Origin of the sequence: Ruania alba (genome assembly GCF_900105765.1) — a bacterium.
GTDB lineage: Bacteria > Actinomycetota > Actinomycetes > Actinomycetales > Beutenbergiaceae > Ruania > Ruania alba.
The window spans coordinates 942,732-958,969 of record NZ_FNTX01000002.1 but is presented as its reverse complement, the minus strand read 5'-3'; the positions used below and the strand labels follow the sequence as shown (position 1 = coordinate 958,969).

Annotated in this window: 21 protein-coding genes; 9 read left to right on the top strand and 12 right to left on the bottom strand. The window is 70.7% G+C overall.

The features are described from left to right. Positions 1–72 precede the first annotated feature (72 nt). The 9 genes from BLU77_RS14845 to BLU77_RS14810 all read right to left on the bottom strand — a co-directional run bounded on the left by BLU77_RS14845 (position 73) and on the right by BLU77_RS14810 (position 7,999). Positions 73–876 (bottom strand): SDR family NAD(P)-dependent oxidoreductase, encoded by an 804-nt coding sequence (locus BLU77_RS14845; RefSeq protein ID WP_089775842.1) that lies wholly within the window; start codon positions 874–876, stop codon positions 73–75. Further along, positions 873–3,140 (bottom strand): HAD-IB family hydrolase, encoded by a 2,268-nt coding sequence (locus BLU77_RS14840; RefSeq protein ID WP_245708883.1) that lies wholly within the window; start codon positions 3,138–3,140, stop codon positions 873–875. Before BLU77_RS14840 ends, BLU77_RS14845 begins: the two co-directional genes overlap by 4 nt. Before the next feature lie 38 nt (positions 3,141–3,178). After that, positions 3,179–3,973: a hypothetical protein gene (locus tag BLU77_RS22745; protein ID WP_245708882.1), complete on the bottom strand. Its 795-nt coding sequence runs from the start codon at positions 3,971–3,973 to the stop codon at positions 3,179–3,181. A gap of 109 nt (positions 3,974–4,082) precedes the next feature. Next, positions 4,083–4,877 (bottom strand): ferritin family protein, encoded by a 795-nt coding sequence (locus BLU77_RS14835; protein WP_089773860.1) that lies wholly within the window; start codon positions 4,875–4,877, stop codon positions 4,083–4,085. 142 nt (positions 4,878–5,019) lie between these two features. Continuing rightward, entirely contained in the window at positions 5,020–5,559 is a 540-nt protein-coding gene (locus tag BLU77_RS14830; RefSeq protein WP_175477126.1) for a TetR-like C-terminal domain-containing protein, read from the bottom strand. A gap of 46 nt (positions 5,560–5,605) precedes the next feature. Continuing rightward, entirely contained in the window at positions 5,606–5,872 is a 267-nt protein-coding gene (locus BLU77_RS14825) for an HPr family phosphocarrier protein (protein ID WP_089773858.1), read from the bottom strand. A 57-nt stretch (positions 5,873–5,929) separates the two neighbouring features. After that, a complete protein-coding gene (locus BLU77_RS14820) occupies positions 5,930–6,949 on the bottom strand; it encodes a PHP domain-containing protein (RefSeq protein WP_245708881.1) in 1,020 nt (339 codons plus the stop codon). 46 nt (positions 6,950–6,995) lie between these two features. Beyond that, positions 6,996–7,466: a hypothetical protein gene (locus BLU77_RS14815; protein ID WP_089773856.1), complete on the bottom strand. Its 471-nt coding sequence runs from the start codon at positions 7,464–7,466 to the stop codon at positions 6,996–6,998. Further along, positions 7,457–7,999: an RNA polymerase sigma factor gene (locus BLU77_RS14810; protein WP_089773855.1), complete on the bottom strand. Its 543-nt coding sequence runs from the start codon at positions 7,997–7,999 to the stop codon at positions 7,457–7,459. Before BLU77_RS14810 ends, BLU77_RS14815 begins: the two co-directional genes overlap by 10 nt. A 119-nt stretch (positions 8,000–8,118) precedes the next feature. Here BLU77_RS14810 and BLU77_RS14805 point away from each other — a divergent pair, with 119 nt between their 5' ends. The 5 genes from BLU77_RS14805 (at position 8,119) to BLU77_RS14785 (ending at position 10,683) form a co-directional block, all read left to right on the top strand. Beyond that, positions 8,119–8,595: an Asp23/Gls24 family envelope stress response protein gene (locus tag BLU77_RS14805; protein ID WP_089773854.1), complete on the top strand. Its 477-nt coding sequence runs from the start codon at positions 8,119–8,121 to the stop codon at positions 8,593–8,595. Between the two features lie 343 nt (positions 8,596–8,938). Next, entirely contained in the window at positions 8,939–9,115 is a 177-nt protein-coding gene (locus BLU77_RS14800) for a DUF2273 domain-containing protein (protein ID WP_089773853.1), read from the top strand. Further along, on the top strand, positions 9,108–9,434 hold the full coding sequence (locus tag BLU77_RS14795) for a hypothetical protein (RefSeq protein WP_089773852.1): 327 nt from the start codon (positions 9,108–9,110) through the stop codon (positions 9,432–9,434). The genes BLU77_RS14800 and BLU77_RS14795 overlap by 8 nt, the downstream gene beginning before the upstream one ends. Then, positions 9,431–10,108: a DUF6286 domain-containing protein gene (locus tag BLU77_RS14790; RefSeq protein ID WP_139177789.1), complete on the top strand. Its 678-nt coding sequence runs from the start codon at positions 9,431–9,433 to the stop codon at positions 10,106–10,108. Before BLU77_RS14795 ends, BLU77_RS14790 begins: the two co-directional genes overlap by 4 nt. Beyond that, positions 10,105–10,683, top strand: a complete 579-nt coding sequence (locus BLU77_RS14785) for a hypothetical protein (RefSeq protein WP_089773850.1) — start codon at positions 10,105–10,107, stop codon at positions 10,681–10,683. Before BLU77_RS14790 ends, BLU77_RS14785 begins: the two co-directional genes overlap by 4 nt. 12 nt (positions 10,684–10,695) lie before the next feature. Here the strand turns inward: BLU77_RS14785 and BLU77_RS14780 are convergent, their stop codons facing one another. Both BLU77_RS14780 and BLU77_RS14775 read right to left on the bottom strand, forming a co-directional pair. Then, on the bottom strand, positions 10,696–11,511 hold the full coding sequence (locus BLU77_RS14780) for an HAD family hydrolase (protein ID WP_089775840.1): 816 nt from the start codon (positions 11,509–11,511) through the stop codon (positions 10,696–10,698). Positions 11,512–11,561: 50 nt separating this feature from the next. Further along, on the bottom strand, positions 11,562–12,404 hold the full coding sequence (locus tag BLU77_RS14775; protein ID WP_089775837.1) for a formate/nitrite transporter family protein: 843 nt from the start codon (positions 12,402–12,404) through the stop codon (positions 11,562–11,564). A gap of 124 nt (positions 12,405–12,528) precedes the next feature. On the opposite strand from BLU77_RS14775, the gene BLU77_RS14770 reads away from it, so the two are divergent. From BLU77_RS14770 to BLU77_RS14755, 4 genes are read left to right on the top strand one after another with little or no spacing between them, the layout of a single operon-like run. Continuing rightward, positions 12,529–13,080: a phosphoribosyltransferase gene (locus BLU77_RS14770; RefSeq protein ID WP_089773849.1), complete on the top strand. Its 552-nt coding sequence runs from the start codon at positions 12,529–12,531 to the stop codon at positions 13,078–13,080. Beyond that, positions 13,080–14,024 carry an NAD-dependent epimerase/dehydratase family protein gene (locus BLU77_RS14765; RefSeq protein ID WP_089773848.1) on the top strand — a complete coding sequence of 315 codons (945 nt, stop codon included), beginning with the start codon at positions 13,080–13,082 and terminating at the stop codon, positions 14,022–14,024. The genes BLU77_RS14770 and BLU77_RS14765 overlap by 1 nt, the downstream gene beginning before the upstream one ends. Next, positions 14,024–14,950 (top strand): phosphotransferase, encoded by a 927-nt coding sequence (locus BLU77_RS14760; protein ID WP_089773847.1) that lies wholly within the window; start codon positions 14,024–14,026, stop codon positions 14,948–14,950. Before BLU77_RS14765 ends, BLU77_RS14760 begins: the two co-directional genes overlap by 1 nt. Positions 14,951–14,975: 25 nt before the next feature. After that, entirely contained in the window at positions 14,976–15,299 is a 324-nt protein-coding gene (locus tag BLU77_RS14755; RefSeq protein WP_089773846.1) for an EF-Tu/IF-2/RF-3 family GTPase, read from the top strand. A 9-nt stretch (positions 15,300–15,308) separates the two neighbouring features. On the opposite strand, the gene BLU77_RS14750 is transcribed toward BLU77_RS14755, so the two are convergent. Further along, entirely contained in the window at positions 15,309–16,070 is a 762-nt protein-coding gene (locus BLU77_RS14750) for an SDR family oxidoreductase (RefSeq protein ID WP_089773845.1), read from the bottom strand. Positions 16,071–16,238: the final 168 nt, after the last annotated feature.

The window sequence follows — 16,238 nt, the reverse complement described above, 5'->3', positions numbered from 1 at the left end:
GGTCTGAGCACTGCGGTGCCTCGCTCCGCCGCCACTCGTTCCTCGCGCCAGCTACGCGGGGGCTCCTCGTACTCATCCGCGCCCCTTCCTGATCCCCGCTGTCGCGCGTCGCACCACGGCCCGCGGGAAGTGGTCGGCACACCAGGAGAGAACCTTGAACCGTTTGGATGGTACCGACCAGGTGCGGCCACGCTCCAGGTCGGCCAGGCAATCAGCCACCAACCGGTCCGCGTTCAGCCACAGGAACTCCGGGATCGCGGAGGTCTTGATCTTGGCCCGCTCGTGGAACTCGGTCCGCACCCACCCCGGCATCAGAGTGAGCACCTGCACCCCGGTGCCCTCTAGCTCCAGGCTCAGGCTCTCCGACCAGGTCGCCACCCATGCCTTGATCGCGGAGTAGTTGCCCATCGCCACCTGGCTCGCCACCGAGGCGACGTTGACGATGATGCCGGTGCCGCGCTCCTCCATCGCCCGCCCGGCCGCCCCGCCGAGCACCAGGACCGCCCGAAGCATCACGTCGATCGCCTGCTCGTGCACGGTCACGTCCCGCAGGGTCAGCGGTGCGTGCAGACCGCTCCCGGCGTTGTTGACGAAGATGTCCACCGGCGCCGACTCGTCCTCGAGCCGGCGTGCGACGACGTCCACGTCCGACCGCACGGACAGGTCCGCCACGATCGTGTGCACGGCGATCCCGTGCGCGGCGCGCAACTCCTCGGCGCGTTCGTCCAGGCGCTGCCGGTTGCGGGCCACCAGCACCAGGTCGCACCCGCGGGCGGCGAGCGCCCGCGCGAAGGCGAGCCCGATCCCCGAAGTACCCCCGGTGATCAGCGCGGTCCCGGTGATCGGGACCGGGGTGGTGTGGGTGCTGCCCTTCATCGGCGGCCCCCCGTGACCGACCGCACCACCGGGGAGAGTCGACCCTCCGCCGTCGTGGTCCACGTGTGCACCGGCCAGCGCTTCTCCCGGGCGAACCGGTACAGGCTGGCGTCCGGGTTCACCACGTTCGCCTGACCCACCACCTCCAGCCACGGGCGATCGGCGTAGGTGTCCCCGTAGGCGTAGGAGCCGGCGAGGTCCATCCCCTCCTCGCGGGCGTACCGACGCAGCCACGAGGCGCGGGCCTCGTCCACCAGCGGGGAGGCAGCCAGGTGACCGGTCCACTTCCCGGCCGAGTCCTTCTCCATCTCCCCGGCCACGATCACGTCGAACATGTCCGCCAGCGGCTCCACGAAGACGTCGATCTGACCGCTCACCAGCACGGTGCGGTGCCCGGCGGCGCGGTGCAGCGCGATCCGCTCGGTGGCCTCGGCGAGCAGCCGGGCCCGCAGCGACGGCGTCACCTTCGTGGCGATGATCTCCCGCAGCTCCGCCTCGTCCACGCCGGCGTAGCGGCGCATGAAGGAACGGATGAAGTCACCACGGTCGCGCCACTCGGCCTGCAGGTACGTGCCCGAGGAGGCCACCATCCCGCCAAGACCCTTCAGCGCCGGCACCACACCCTTGGCGGCCAGCTCCACCCAGACGTAGTGCTCGATCAGGCTGGCCGCGGCCACCGTGCCGTGCAGGTCGAAGACGGCGAGCACGTCCTCGCGCTGCGGCAACGACTTCGCGCTGGTGCTCGGCGTGGACTTCGGGCGACGGGCACGCATCAGCCCGGGCACCTTCGGTACATGCACTTCTTGCATGTAGTACGTCCAGTCGATGGCGGTGACGTCGAACCCGTGCTCGTCACGCCGCTCGGCAGGCAGCGCCTCGTGCAACGCGTGCGTGTTGGTGTCGTCGAAGACCACCTCGGTCTGCGTGTACGCCTGGTACAGGTCGGTGAACTTGCGCAGCGTGCCCAGGTTCCGCTTCGCCTTGTACACCGAGGAGATCCAGCCGCGGGTGGTGTCGTTCGCCGGGAGCCGGCCCACCAGCGAGTCGGCCACGTCCACGGCCACCTCACGTCGCCGCAGCGACCGCTGCACTGCGGGACCGTTCGGGAACGTCCAGTTCGGCACCTGCACGAAGGAACCGTCGTCGTCAGTGAGCGGGTGCTCCTGGAAGTACCCGCGCAGCAGCCGCAGGATGGTGCCGAACCGCAACGGGTTCCGGCTGCCGGAGGCCACCTGGTAGTAGGCGGCGTCCTTCGGCTCCGGCGGGCTCGCCGCCGCGGCGAGGATCGCGTTCACCACGTGGTCCACCGGGATGACGTCCAGGACCGAGTCCGCGAGCGCCGGGAACTCCGGCAGCATGCCGCGCCCATAGGCGGCGATCAGCGGGTCGGCCACCTTGAACCCGTCGATCCAGCCCGGGAACGGGTGCTGCAAGGAGCTCTCGATGATGGTGGGGCGCACGATGGACAGACGGTGCCCGCCACCGGCCCACAGGTCCTCAGCCACCCGTTCGCCGAGGGCCTTGGTGAAGGTGTACACGTCGGGCCAGCCCACCGAGGTGGCGCGAGTGCGGCCGGCGTTGACCAGCTGAGTGTTCACCCATGCCTTGCGGGCTTCCTCAGCGGCCTGGGACACGGCCTGCGCACCGGCGCGACGGTGCGTGGCGCGCGCCTTAGCCAGGATCTTGTCCAGCACCTGCGGACGGCGGGAGGCCGCCTCGGCGGACTCGCGGGCGCGCAGCGCGCGGGTCATCTCGACTTCACGGTCCACCGAGTGGTCCAGGCTGCGTTCCTCGGCCAGCCCCTTGCGCAGCCCCGCCACATAGCAGGTGGACACGTGCACCACGTGCGGGTCGGCGCCGGTGGCCTCGAGTGCCTCGTACAGGCTCACCGGCCCACCGACGTTGGCGGCGAACGCCTCGTCGATGGGCAGGTCAAAGGAGACCGTGGAGGCGGAGTGCACCACGTGGGTGAGGTCCTTCGGCAGCGGGGGCACATCGCCGAGGTCACCGGGGATCACGGTGATGCGGCGGGCCGCCTCGGCGTCCGCGGCCTCAGCTCCCAGGCTCTCCCGCCAGGGTCCGAACACGGGCTTCTTGAGCAGCTTGGTCACCCGGTCCTGTGCCGTGAGTGCACCGCGCGGGCGCACCAGCAGCGCGATCCGCGTCGTCGGGTAGGCGGCGAGGAGTTTCTCCACCACGGCCTGGCCAACGAATCCAGTGGCACCCGTCACCAGGACATGGGCGTTCTTCAGAGGGTCCGACACCTCGGATACTGTACGCGGCCCGAGCGCTTCCTGTGGCCTCAGCGCAGGAATTGACCCAAGGCCGAGCGCAACGGGGCCGCCCCGGCGAGCCCGGGCAGGCTCGCGACACCCCGATCGACGGCGTGCACACCCTGGCGTGCCGACGGGTCGGCGAGCAGATGCACCACGGCCGGGCGGACCGCCGTCGGGCCTGCATAACGCACCCCCGGCCAGGTCCAGCGGCGCACGGTACGCAGGGCGCGCCGACGTGCTCCGGCGGAGGCCTCGAGCCTGGCCTGAGCCTCGTCCGCGTAGAACTCCAGGTGGCGGGCCTTCACCACCCCGACGGCGGCCGTCAGGTCCTGCAGGCGCGGTTCCAGCTGGCCGAGGCGCCGGTAGGCGAGGTCCATCACGGCCGTGCTGAGCCATCCGACGCTCATGTGTGCGGCCACCACGTCGGTGCCGAGCAGGTTGGTCCCGATCGCGTCCACCGTGGGGCGGGCGCGTTCGTCCCACGCCCGGCGCAACCGCCCGAACGAGGTGTCCGGTGGGTCGGCGAGGTCTTCCGGTGCGGCCCCGCCGGCGTCCAGGACCGCGCGCAGGGACTGCCCGATCCAGTACTGCTCGTAGGCCCACGTGGTGAGGAACGCCGTCACCCGGGCCTCGGCGTGCGTGGGGGTGACGAGCAGGTCGCGCATCAGGTCCAGCAGGGTCCGCTCGGTCGACCACACATGTGCCAGCGTGTGCAGCACCGGCCGGGGGAGGTCTGCCAGGGCGGTCAGGTCGAGGTCGGCGGGGCGCAGGTCGTCCGGGGCGGAGGCGTAGGCACGGACGTCGAAGGTTCTGCTGGTCATCGTGTGCTCACGCGGCACCTCATGCTGCGCTCCTTGTGCATGACCCCCTGCGGTGCCTCGCTCCGGTATACCTCGTCCCTCGGCATCCCTCCGCGGGGGCTCCGCGCGCTCATGCTGCAATCCCACGGGAGTCCAGCGAGTCCGCCACGATCGTCAGCCCATCCATCCCGGGCAGCTTCGCGATGTGGGAGTCGATCGCGCGGATCTCCTTGCGCCCCTCGGCACCGCCGAACAGGTGGCCCATCACGTGGGTGACCTCCTCGTCGGTGGCGATCCCCGAACCCACCGGCCGCCACGCCGTCGAGAGCGCCAGCCGGGCCAGCTTCTGCGCCTTCGGGTTGCCCTCCAAGCGCGTGCGCGCCTGGGTGGCGTAGAACGCCACGTGCCGGGCCTCCTGAGCAGCGATCCGCTTGAGCAGCACCGCGAGCGACGGATGCCCCTCGAGGGCGGCCAAGCGCTTGTACGCAGCGGCCGCGGTCCACTCGTTCACCGCACCCCAGATCATGTGCACGGCCACGAAGTCCTTGCCCACCACATTGGAGAGGAACGCCTGCTTCACCGGGGCGATCCGGTCCCGCCAGCCGAGCTTGACCCGCTTGGCCTTCAGCTCGTCGTAGCTGACCGTGATGCCGTGCAGCTCGAGCACGTGGGCGAGCGCCTCACCGTGCCAGAACTCCTCCCGGTTCCACATGGTCATGAAGGCGTTCACCTCACCCTCGCCACGCGACGGCGTCACCAGCATGTCCCGCAGGTAGCAGACCGTGTGGTACTCCACATCGCACATGTACCGGAGGGTGCGCAGGGACTCGGCGGGCAGCGGGTCGTGGGAGAAGACCTCGAGGTCGAGGTCCTCCCAGTTCACCGCCACGGAGTCGCGGGCGAAGCGATCGATGTTGAAGGCCATGGTTCCTGGTTCCGGTACGAAGTGGGCCCGAGGGCTATCGCTACACAGTGTGTAGCGATACGCCTAGCGTACGCCGCGGATCGGGTACTGGGCCAGTTGTCGCATCAGGTTCGGAGCACGTCATCGATCGGATGGCCGGACCTCAGTCCTCGCGCACCTCGAGCGCCTGCCGCATGAGCGCCACGATCGAATCGATCCACTCCTCGTCGAAATTGCCCGAGTGTGCGAACCGGGCAGCCACCGCCCCGAGCACGAGATCAGCCGCGGTCTCCACATCGGCGTCCGCGCGGATCTGGCCCGCCGCGACGCCGGCCCGCATCCGCGCGATCCCCAGCTCCATCCGGGGCCGGAGCAGCTTCTCCCGAATCAGTTCGACCAGGTCCGGGTCACCGCCGGTGATCAACCCGAGGAAGACCCCCACCCCCTGGTTCTCCTGGAAGGTGGTGATGAGGAGCTGCACCGCCTGGCGCATATCCGCCCACACGTCGTCGCTGGGCTGGAGCAGGTTCGACGCCGCGATCTCCTTCAGGGCCGACTCCAGCACAGCATCGGAATCCCGGTGCCGGCGGTAGATGGTGGTGCGAGCCACCCCGGAGGCAGCCGCCACCGCCTCCACGGTCACCGCGGCCGGGCCGTGCGCACGGAGCAACTCCATCGCAGCCTGGTGGATCTTGCGATCCACTTCCTCACCTCGTGCCATCACCCTTCGACGGTAGTGGGTGGCGACGTTACTGCGTGAGATCGCGGGAGAGTAAGTCCGCCAATTGCTCGAGCGCCTCCTCCGAGCCCGGACCGTCCGCGTGCAGCGTCACCTCGTCGCCGTGCCCGACGCCGAGGGTCATCACTCCGAGAATGCTCGTGGCATCCTGCGGGACGGATCCGTCCTTGGAGATCCGCACCTCCAGGCCGGAATCCTCCACGGCGCGGGTGAACACGGCCGCGGGGCGCGCGTGCAGTCCCACCGGGGAGGCGATCGTCGCGGTGCGAGTAGCCATGGATGTCCTTCGTCGGTGCGATCCGGGGCATCTAATCTAACCCGCCCACGCGCCCGCTCACGCACGCGCTCGTGTGAAGGCGAGCACGTCCTCGGCAGTGCCGGCGTTCACGATCCGATCCCGGGGGATGCCCAGCTCCGCCGCCCGGGCACAGCCGTGGTCCAGGAAGTCCAGCTGGCCGGGGGCATGCGCGTCGGAGTCGATCGTCACCATGCAGCCGGCGTCGAGCGCCAGCCGCAGCAGGTCGTCCGGTGGGTCCCGCCGCTCCGGCCGGGCGTTGATCTCCACCGCCACGTCGAACCGGTGGCACGCCGCGAACACCAGCTCGGCGTCGAAGTCCGACGGCGGACGCGTGCGTGGCCCTGCCACCTTCTGTCCGGTGCAGTGGCCCAGCACATCCACACGTGGGTTCGAGATCGCCCGCACCATCCTGCGGGTCATCGCCTCGGCGGGCATCCGTAATTTGGAGTGCACGCTCGCCACGACGACGTCGAGCTCGTCGAGGAGCTCGTCCTCGCCGTCCAGGCTGCCGTCCGGGAGGATATCCACCTCCACCCCGGTGAGGATGCGCAGCGGCGTCAGGTCGGCGTTCAGGGCGGCGACCTGGTCGAGCTGGGCGCGCAGACGCTCCGGGCTCAGCCCGTTCGCCACGGTGAGGCTGGGTGAGTGGTCGGTGAGAGCGATATAGGAGTGGCCCAGCGAGATCGCCGCGGCCGCCATCTCCTCCACCGGGCTCCCGCCGTCGGAGGCGTCGGAGTGGGTGTGCAGGTCCCCACGCAACCACCCACGGACCTGCGCACCACCTGCTGCCAGCGGGCCGGCCTGCTGCTCCAACTCCTCCAGGTAGGGGTTCGGCTCCCCACGGGCTGCTGCAGTGGCCACCTGCGCCGTCCGAGGGCCGACGTCCGGCAGCTGCGCCAGGGTGCCGGCGGCGATGCGCGCGTGCAGCTCACCCGCATCGGTGGCGGCGAGGCGACGCGCGGCGCGGCGGAACGCCTGCACGCGATGCGTGTCGGCGAGCTGGCGCTCCAGCAGGAATGCCACCCGTTCCAGGGCAGCCACGGCAGGGTCGGGCACGCTCAGAGACGCTACCGCCGGCTCCGGCCGGGCGCGAGAGGTGGGCTCATTCTGCGGGCCCGTCCTCCAGGTGCACGTCCTCCACGACGACGTCCACGACCACCTGGTCAGTGGTCACCCGCACCCCGAGCGCGGCCGTGGCAGTCGCTGCAGCCACGCGGCGCGCCTCAGCACTGACTGCGCTGATCTGCGTCCCGTACGCCACGCTCAAGGCGACCGTCACACCGTCCAGCCAGTCGCCGTCGTCGGTGCTGACATGAACGGAGAAGGCACGCGCGCCCGGCACTCGGTCCACCTCGGCGGCCACGCGGGCACTGAGCACCGTGCCGGCGAGCAGGAACGTCCCGCCGTCGTGCCGGCCGCGCACCTGCGGTGCCGCGCGCAGGGCGCGGGCCACCCGGTCGAGCACCCCGCGCTCGGCGCGTACCCATCCGTCGTCGGTGAGCTGGCGCAGCTCCCCGGCGGCTCGGGCGAGCAGGTCTGAGGGCGGCTCCAACTCCTCGGGCCTCATCTCCATGCCTCGAGCCTCCGTTCCAGGGCTTGTCTACCGCGGTAGATCGATCCCCGCACCGCATCCACCGTCATGCCCTGGATCTGTGCGATCCGGTCGTAGGAGAGGCCCTCCACCTCGTACAGGATCCAGCATGCGCGCTGCGCCAGCGGCAACTCGTCCAACGCCTGCTCCAGCTCCCCCATCATCGTCCCCGCGATCGCGCGTCGTTCCGGACCATGCTGGGGAGGCTCGCGCAGGGCGGCCTCGTCGAACTCCATGGTTAACTCACGCCCACGCACCCGCAACTGCCGACGCACTTTGTTCGCCATGATGGAGAACAACCAGGTCTTGACCGCCGCCTCGCCACGGAAGCGTTCCGCACCCTCCCACGCCGCGACGAAGGCATCCTGCACGCAGTCGCGAACCACATCCTCGTCCCGCAGCATGCGCAGCCCGAAGCGGTACATCGCCGGCCCGTGCCGACGCACGATCTCCTCGAACGCCTGCTTGTCCCCATTCCGGGTGCGCCGCATCAGTTCGGCATCCGGACTGTCCATCACTGTGCCAGCATACGAGTGATGCACATCACAGGTGTGGTTTCGTGAGGATCAATGCACCCGGGGCACCTACTCCACAACGACCACAACCGGTCTGCCCAATACGGAAAGGTACTTCCATGGCTGAGAAGTCCGGTACGACCAGCTCCCCGTCCACCGCTGTCGAGAAGCCCAAGGGCCCGCTCGACACCGATCTGGGATCCACCTCCATCGCCGATCAGGTGGTCAGCAAGATCGCCGGGCTCGCTGCGCGCGAGGTCACCGGCGTGCACGCCATCGGTGGCGGCGCCGCCCGTGCGTTCAGCGCCATCCGCGAGCGAATTCCCGGTGGTTCCACCAACTACAGCCAGGGCGTGCGGGTCGAGGTCGGCACCGTCGAGTGCGCCGTGGACGTGGAGTTCGTGGCCGAGTACGGCGTCGCGATCGCCGATGTTGCACAATCGGTGCGCGAGAACATCGCCTCCTCCATCCAGCGGATGACCGGCCTGAAGGTTGTCGAGGTGAACGTTGCCGTCACCGACGTCTACCTCCAGGGCGAGGAGTCCGACAACGAGCCCGCACCGGAGCCGGAGCATGCCGAGCCGCGCGTCAAGTGAGCACCGATGAACCACGATGAGGACCGCCGCACGCCCGCGACCTCGGCCGAGCTGGCCCAGAGTGCGCGTGCGGCGGCCCTCGCCGTCCCCGAGGTCATCGACCTGCACACCGGTCGGTTCTCCGAGGTACGGACCTATCTCCCCGGCACCACTATCGCCGGGGTCCGTCTAGTGAGCGGGGCCGTGCACGTGCACGTGGTGCTCCCGTTCGGAGCACAGATCCCCGAGGTGACAGGAAGGGTGCACGACGCCGTCACCGCCGCCACCGGGGTGCCCGTGCTGATCCATGTGGCGGACCTGGCCCCCCGAGAGACGACGATTCAGCCCACGAGGAGCACACACCATGAAAGCAACGACGACCGGCCTGATCGCGGGCCTGCTGCTGGCGATCGCCATCGTGACCGGCGGTTGGGTCGGCCTCCTGCTCGCCGTCGTGCTCGGCGGCCTCGGGCTCGCGCTCGGCGCACAGCTCGATGGAACCATCCACGTACGCGCCGTGTTCGGACAGCGGCGTGGCTGATGTGCCAGGCACGGTCACGCTCGAGACGCGCGTGATCGAGCGGCTCGCCGCTCGCGCGGCGGCCAACGCCGCTCGCGAGCCGCAGAACCAACCACGACCCCGGGCAAAGGCCCGCGCGGACGTGGCGGGTCGGCGTGCGCGCGTCCTGGTGGAGACAGCCGCGTTCTGGCCGGAGCCGGCCGCCACGGCCGGCGCGAGGATCGCGGCGCGGGTGCGGCAGGAGCTCGCCGACTTCGCCGGCGTCCAGGCCGACCAGGTGAACGTGGCCGTGGTGGACGTCCTCATGCCCGGACCGCCGACACCCCGGACGGTGCGATGACGGACGCAACCCTGAACCCGGACCGCTCCGGCACTCCGGCGCCCGGCGTGCCGAGCACGACGGGCGGGTACAGCCCACTACCGCCGGCCCGGCAGCCACGAACCCGCGCAGGGGTGCGAGTGGTGACGGCGGTCGGTGCGCTGGTGCTGGCGGCCGCGGCCACCGTGCTCGCCCAGCACGCCCTGGTGGCGTGGAACCTGGTGGGCGGCCAGTCCTGGCTGCTGTGGGTTCTGGAGCTGATCGAGGAACAGGGCTCCGACGGCGGCGTCCAGCTCACCTTCGGCGCCGTCTGCGTGGCCGCTGCGCTGCTGATCCTGATCGCCGTCTCACCTCGGCGGCGCACGGGATATCGCCTGAGTGCCACACCGGCGCTGTATCTGAACGGTCATGACGTGGCCCGCCTCAGCTCCACCGCGGCCCAGACCGTCGACGGCGTGCTGGACGCGCGCACCACCGTGACCGGACGACGCCTGCGGGTGGACGTCACCGCGACGGGACAGCACGGGATCGCCTCGGAGGTGGAGCTCGCCGCACGGAAGCAGCTGAGCCTGGTGGGCGGCGCCTTCCGCGTGAAGGCACAGGTGCGCACCCCGAACAGCACCTCGGCCGTCGGCATGGCCACGAACGAGACCGCACCGACCAGCAGCACGGACTCGACCGGAGGGACACGATGAAGCGGCACACCGGCTCCGTCGTCGCCCGTCTGGTCGCCCTCGCCATCGCCATCGTGATCGGTGTGGCCGGGCTGTTCCTGATCGGCGTGCACACCCCGTGGTGGCCGGCCAGCTGGCCCGCCCCCGCGCAGTCCTGGACCCTCGATCCGTTCCGCGAGGTCCTGGAGCAGCCGTGGGGGCCCGGTACCGCCGCGGCGCTGGCGCTCCTGCTGGCGCTCCTCGTCGTATGGTCGGCGATCCGGCCGTTCGGGCTGCTCCGGACCGACTCCCACCCGGTCACTCGCGATCAGGGACTGCACGTGGACGTCGAGCCTGCGGCGGTGGCCTCGGCCGCGGAGCAGGCGTGCTCGGCGGACCCGGACGTGATCAAGGCACGGCTGAGCTTCCACAAGCGTCGCCGTCAGGTGGTGCTCGAAGGCACGGTGACGGTGGCCGCCTCGGCCGATCTGGCCGTCGTGGCCGCGCACGTGGACCGCGTGGCGGCACAGGCACGGGACGTGCTCGGCATCCAGCGCACGGCCGGTCGGATCCGGCTGGCCATCACCCGGGAGACCGGGACCCGCCGGGTCTCCTGACCAAGGAACCGATCAGACGCGGGCGAGCACGTCCTCGATGACGGACGCGACGCCGTCGGCCGTGTTCGCTGCGGTGACCTCATCGGCAGCCGCCATGGTGACCGGTGCGGCATTGGCCACGGCCACGCCACGACCCGCCCAGGCGAGCATCTCGGCATCGTTGGGAGCGTCGCCGAAGGCGAGCACCTCGGCGGGCTCGATGCCGCGGTGGGTGCACAGCCGGGCGAGCCCCCACGCCTTGCTGACCCCCTCGGCGAGCACTTCGACGAAGGGCGCACCCGAGTGGGTGACCTCGAAACCCGGCAGGCCGAGGCCGCGGATGGTGCCGACCAGCTCGTCGTTGTCGACCTCCGGGTGACGCACCACCAGCTTCAGGCTGGGCTCGGCGAGCACGTCGGCAAGGGTCGCCTCGCCCATCTGCGACGGGTGACGCTTGTGATCGTTGAACTCGGCCACGTCGGCGTACCCGGCCTGTGCCACGAAGTCCTCACCGCCCCGTCGTACCGAGACGAACAGCGAACCCGGTGCCACCTCTAGCAGCGCCTCGGCGAGGGCGGTCTGGGCCGCCACGGAGAGGTAGGCCTCGAAGAGGGTCTCACCGGTGCTCAGGTGGTAGGCGCGGGCACCGTTGCCGCAGAGCGCCCAGCCGGTGAACCCGGCCATGTCAGCGATCTGTGCGAGGCCGATCGGCTGCCGTGCGGTGACCGGGACCACCTCGATCCCGGCCTCGCGTGCGGCGTCCAGCGCAGCGCGGGTGCGGGCGCTCACCGCGAGGTCGGCGTCCAGGAGGGTGCCGTCGAGATCGGTGGCGATGAGGCGTACGGGCATGACGGTCACGCTATCCGGACGAGACGGGCGAGTGGTCCCAGCGCAGGTGGTCAGCCGGCCTCGTGCTCGAGGGTCTCGAGCGAGACCTCCCCCGTCCGCACCGCGCGCAGGACCCGGTGGGTGCGGGCCAGCCGCGGCAGGGTGATGACGAGGAGCCCGCCGAGCATGTTGAGCGGGATGACCACGGCGAACCAGGCCAGGAACTCCGTCAGGGCGATCGGCGCTCCCGCGAACATCGCCGCGAAGATCACGATGGCGTTCAGCGCGCCGTGCAGCATCCCCAGCCCGATAACCAGCAGGCCGGTGGACAGGCAGATGAGAGCCACCACCACATCGTTGGACGTTCCCTGCTGCATCCGGGTGGACAGGGTGATGGTGGCACCGGCGAGCAGGGACAGGCCGATCATCGTTCCCACCGCGACAGGTTCGAGATAGCCGGTGGCGCTCTGGATCAGCGTGTCGTGATAGTTCGGCAGGGCCATGACCATCAACCAGGCGAAGGCGATGCCGCCGCCGAGGTTGCCCACCAGCGTGACCGCCCACAACCGGAGCAGCTGCCACCACGTGCCCTGGCCCGCCACGATCGCATTGATGGGCAGGAGGAACTCTTCGGTGAAGAGTTCGGAGTGGGCGAGCTTGAGTGCCAGCAGACCGACGCCGAAGGCCATCCCGGCCAGGATGTCTGAATCCGTGGCCTGCTTGACCAGGATCATCGCGAGGATGCCGAGCCCGATATCGATGCCGCCGAAGAGGCCGGTGACGATCAGCTCGACCCAGGTGCGATTGAGCCGTTTGGTCCCCTCAGTGACCGTCGTGGCGGCCTCGCTGAGAAGCTCCTCCTCGATATCGAGATCGGTCTCGCCCATCCGCTCACGCTGACGCTTCTGGTCCACCATGGGGTCACGCTAGCGGCTGCCCAGGTGTGCTGTCCCCCCATGCGCCCAACGCATCCGTCATCCACACCATCGCCCGCCCCGCCGCGCCTGACCGACATCTGGATGCCATAAAGTCGGGCCCATGAAGTCTGCCCCGCCGCCGCGCGAAGTCCTGCCCTGGAACCGTTTCGGAGACGCCAGCCGTGAGCTGGCCCAGGTGGTGGTCGACAGCGGCTGGATGCCCGATCTGGTGATCGCCGTGGCCCGCGGCGGGCTGATCCCGGCCGGCGCGATCGCCTACGCCCTCGGGGTGAAGGCGATGGGCACGATGAACGTCGAGTTCTACACCGACGTGGAGGAGACCCTCCCCGAACCGCAGGTGCTGCCACCCATGCTCGACACCTCAGTCCTCGCCGGGGCGAAGGTGCTCGTGGTCGACGACGTGGCCGACTCCGGACGCACCCTGGAGGTGGTGATGCGCCTGCTGCGCACCGGAACCACCCCCGGTGCCGGACCGCACACCGTGACCCCCGCTCCCGAGCACCTCCCCGCCGAAGCACGCAGCGCCGTGCTCTACACCAAGCCGCAGTCGGTGATCGAGCCGGACTACACCTGGCGCAGCACCGACCGGTGGATCGCCTTCCCCTGGTCCTCGCTCCCACCGGTGACCGCCACCGCGAACACCGAGGCCTGATGCCGGTGCACACGCCGCGGGTGGTGATCGCCGGCGGCACCGGATTCCTCGGCACGGCGCTGGCGGCCGAGGTCAGCCGCCGGGGCGCGGAAGCGGTGCTGCTCACCCGTACCCCACGACCAGACCTTCCCTACCGGCAGATCCGGTGGGACGCCGTCGGGCAGGGCGGTTGGACGGCCGAACTGGACGGCCCGGACGTGCGGGTGGCTAACCTCGCCGGCAAGCTCGTGGACTGCCGGCCCACCGCGGCGGCGATCGCCGCACTTCGTGACTCCCGGGTGCACGCCACCCGCGCCCTGGTCCGCGCTGCCACAGCCGCACGCGCACCGATCCAGCACTGGCTGCAGGCCAGCACGACGGCGATCTGGTCCGACGGCGGCCAGGCTCGCCTCACGGAGAGCTCACCCGTGCCCGAGGTTCCGCCCGGGCTGCCGCAGATGACCGGGGTGGCCGTCCCGTGGGAGGCCGCCGCCGCGGACGCACCGGCCGAGCACCTGCACGTGATGCGCATCTCGATCGTGCTGGGCGGTGACTCACCGGTGCTGCAACGGCTGATGCTGCCGGTCCGGATGGGTCTCGGCGGACCGGTCGGGTCGGGAGAGCAGTGGTTCTCCTGGATTCATCTGACCGACTGGTTGGAGCTCGCCTGCGCAGCCCTGGGGCTGAGCGAGGTGACGATTCCCGACGGCGTGCTGGTGGCGGCCGCTCCGCACCCGGTGCGGAACGCCGAGCTCATGGCAGCGATGCGGCGGCACGTGGGCCGGCCGGACTGGGCCCCGCGAACACCCGGGCCGCTGGTGCGGCTCGGATCGGTCGTGCTACGGACGGACCCGGCCCTTGCCCTGACCGGCCGGCACGTCACCTCGGAACTGCTCGACCACGACGCCTTCCGGTACCCGCACCTGGACGGCGCGATCGCGGCACTCGAGGAGACAACGCTCTGATGGCCGGAACCCCGCCCGCCGAGGTCGTGATCGACGAGGACCTGGTGCGCCGACTCCTCGCCGACCAGCATGCCGAGCTCGCCGAACGTCCGCTGCGCATCGTGGCCAACGGCTGGGACAACGTGATGATTCGCCTGGGCGCGAACCTGATGGTCCGCCTGCCCCGGCGGGCGGCGGCAGCGCCACTGATCGAGCACGAGCAGCTCGTGCTGCCCCGCCTCGCCCCGCGCCTGCCAGTGCCGGTGCCCGTCCCCGTCCGGGTGGGCCGCCCCACCGACTACTACCCGTGGTCGTGGTCGATCGTGCGCTGGGTGGACGGGCGTGCAGCCGCCCTTGACCCGCCGGCCGCCCGGGATGCCTGGGCTGCCCGGTTGGGGAAGTTCTTCGCCGCACTGCACCGGCCGGCCGATCCGGACGCTCCCGCGAACCCGGTCCGCGGGATCCCGCTGGCCGATCGCGCCGACGCGATCCGGGCCAGGCTCGCCGACCCGGCGGTCCCCCGGGGGGCCGAGCTGGCTTCGGTCTTCGAACGGCACGCTCACGTGCCCGCCTACACCGGGGCCCCGCTGTGGCTGCACGGCGACCCGCACCCGCTGAACCTGCTCACGCTGAAGCACCGGCTGGTCACCGTGCTTGACTTCGGAGACGTGACCGCCGGTGACCCCGCCGCCGATCTGGCGACGGCGTGGCTCACCTTCACCGCCCGTGGTCGCGCCGACCTCGTGGTCGCCTACGCGACAGCGAACCGGGACGGCGCAGGCCTGCCGGAAGGCTTCGGCACCGATGACGCCCTGTGGTCCCGCGCCCGCGCCTGGGCGGCCGGCCTCACCGGGGTATTCGCCGCCCACGCCGACAACAACCCACAGATGGCAGCGATCGCTGAGCACGCCACCGCCCAGCTGCTGGAGGCCCCGGACGCTCGCTGAGTCGGCGCTTGGTACCGTCACGGTCATGTTCTGGCGCAAGAAGCGGAAGACCGACCCGTTCGCCAACGGCCGACCCGAGTTCACCAGCGGAGCGCTCACGGTCAAGAGCGTGTTCGCCATCACCGGGCGCGGCACCGTGGCCACCGGCATCGTGGACTACGGCCGCCTGGTCACCGGCCAACCCGTGACCGTGACCCGGTACGGCCAGATGGTGGTCGCAGCCACGATCGACGGGGTGGAGCAGTTCCGCGCCACCACCGACGTGGCCGAAACCGGCGCGGAGGTGGGACTGTTGCTGCGAGGGGTGGAGCGGTCCCAGGTTCAGCCCGGCGACGTCATCACGGGCTGATCGGCGCCGTCAGTGCCCGGCGGCCACGGGCTGTCCGGCCAACCAGTCCGTGAAGGAGCGTCCGCCGATCCGCACGTCGGCGCCGGGCAGGTTGGATCGCTCCGCGAACGCCCGCAAGGTCCGCCCCAGGGTGGGCACTCGGACGCCGCGGGTGCGGGGCCGTCCGTCGTGCGCACGCACGGCGGTGACCGCATCGGTGACGGTGAGGACCTCGGGCCCGGCTAGATCGCGGGCCCGGACCGGGCCGGACGGTGGCGTGGCGAGCGCGTGGTCGACCAGCTCACGCGCGACCCAGCTCACGTCCACCGGTTGCGCGGCGAAGTCCAGCGCCAGGTGCGCCCGGCCCACCATCGATGCCCGTGCCATGGTGGCCACCAAGGGGTGGAACTGCGTCGCCCGGACCACGGTGGCGGGTACCTCGGCGGCCAGCACCAGCTCTTCGGCTCTGCTCTTCGCCCGGTAGTACGGGTACGGGTTCGCGTCACACCCGACGATGGAGACGTGCACCACGTGGGCTGGGCGCGGCATCGTGGCCACCGCAGCCAGCAACTGTTCCGTGCCGCTGATGTCCGTGCCACGCGGCCGCCACGGGTTGCTCGCGCAGTGCACGACGGCGTCCGCACCACTGAGTGCAGCACCCAAGCCCTGGCCGGTGGCGACGTTCACGCCCCACCTCCGGCTCGCCGGCACCGCCACGTGCCCCAGCTCCCGGACGCGGCGCACCACATGGCTACCGAGCTGCCCTGATCCCCCTGTCACCACGATGCGCACGCCAGGCCTCCTCAGCCGTTCGCCGGATCTCTCCCATGGTGATCCGCTGGCGGCGATGAACCAAGGCGCCACGCCGCCTGCGGTCGTCGAAGGTTGGCCCGATCGACTGTCATACGCAAGGTCGTGCGAAATGTTGCGCAGCTCTACGCATCAGCGTCGGTCGGGGCA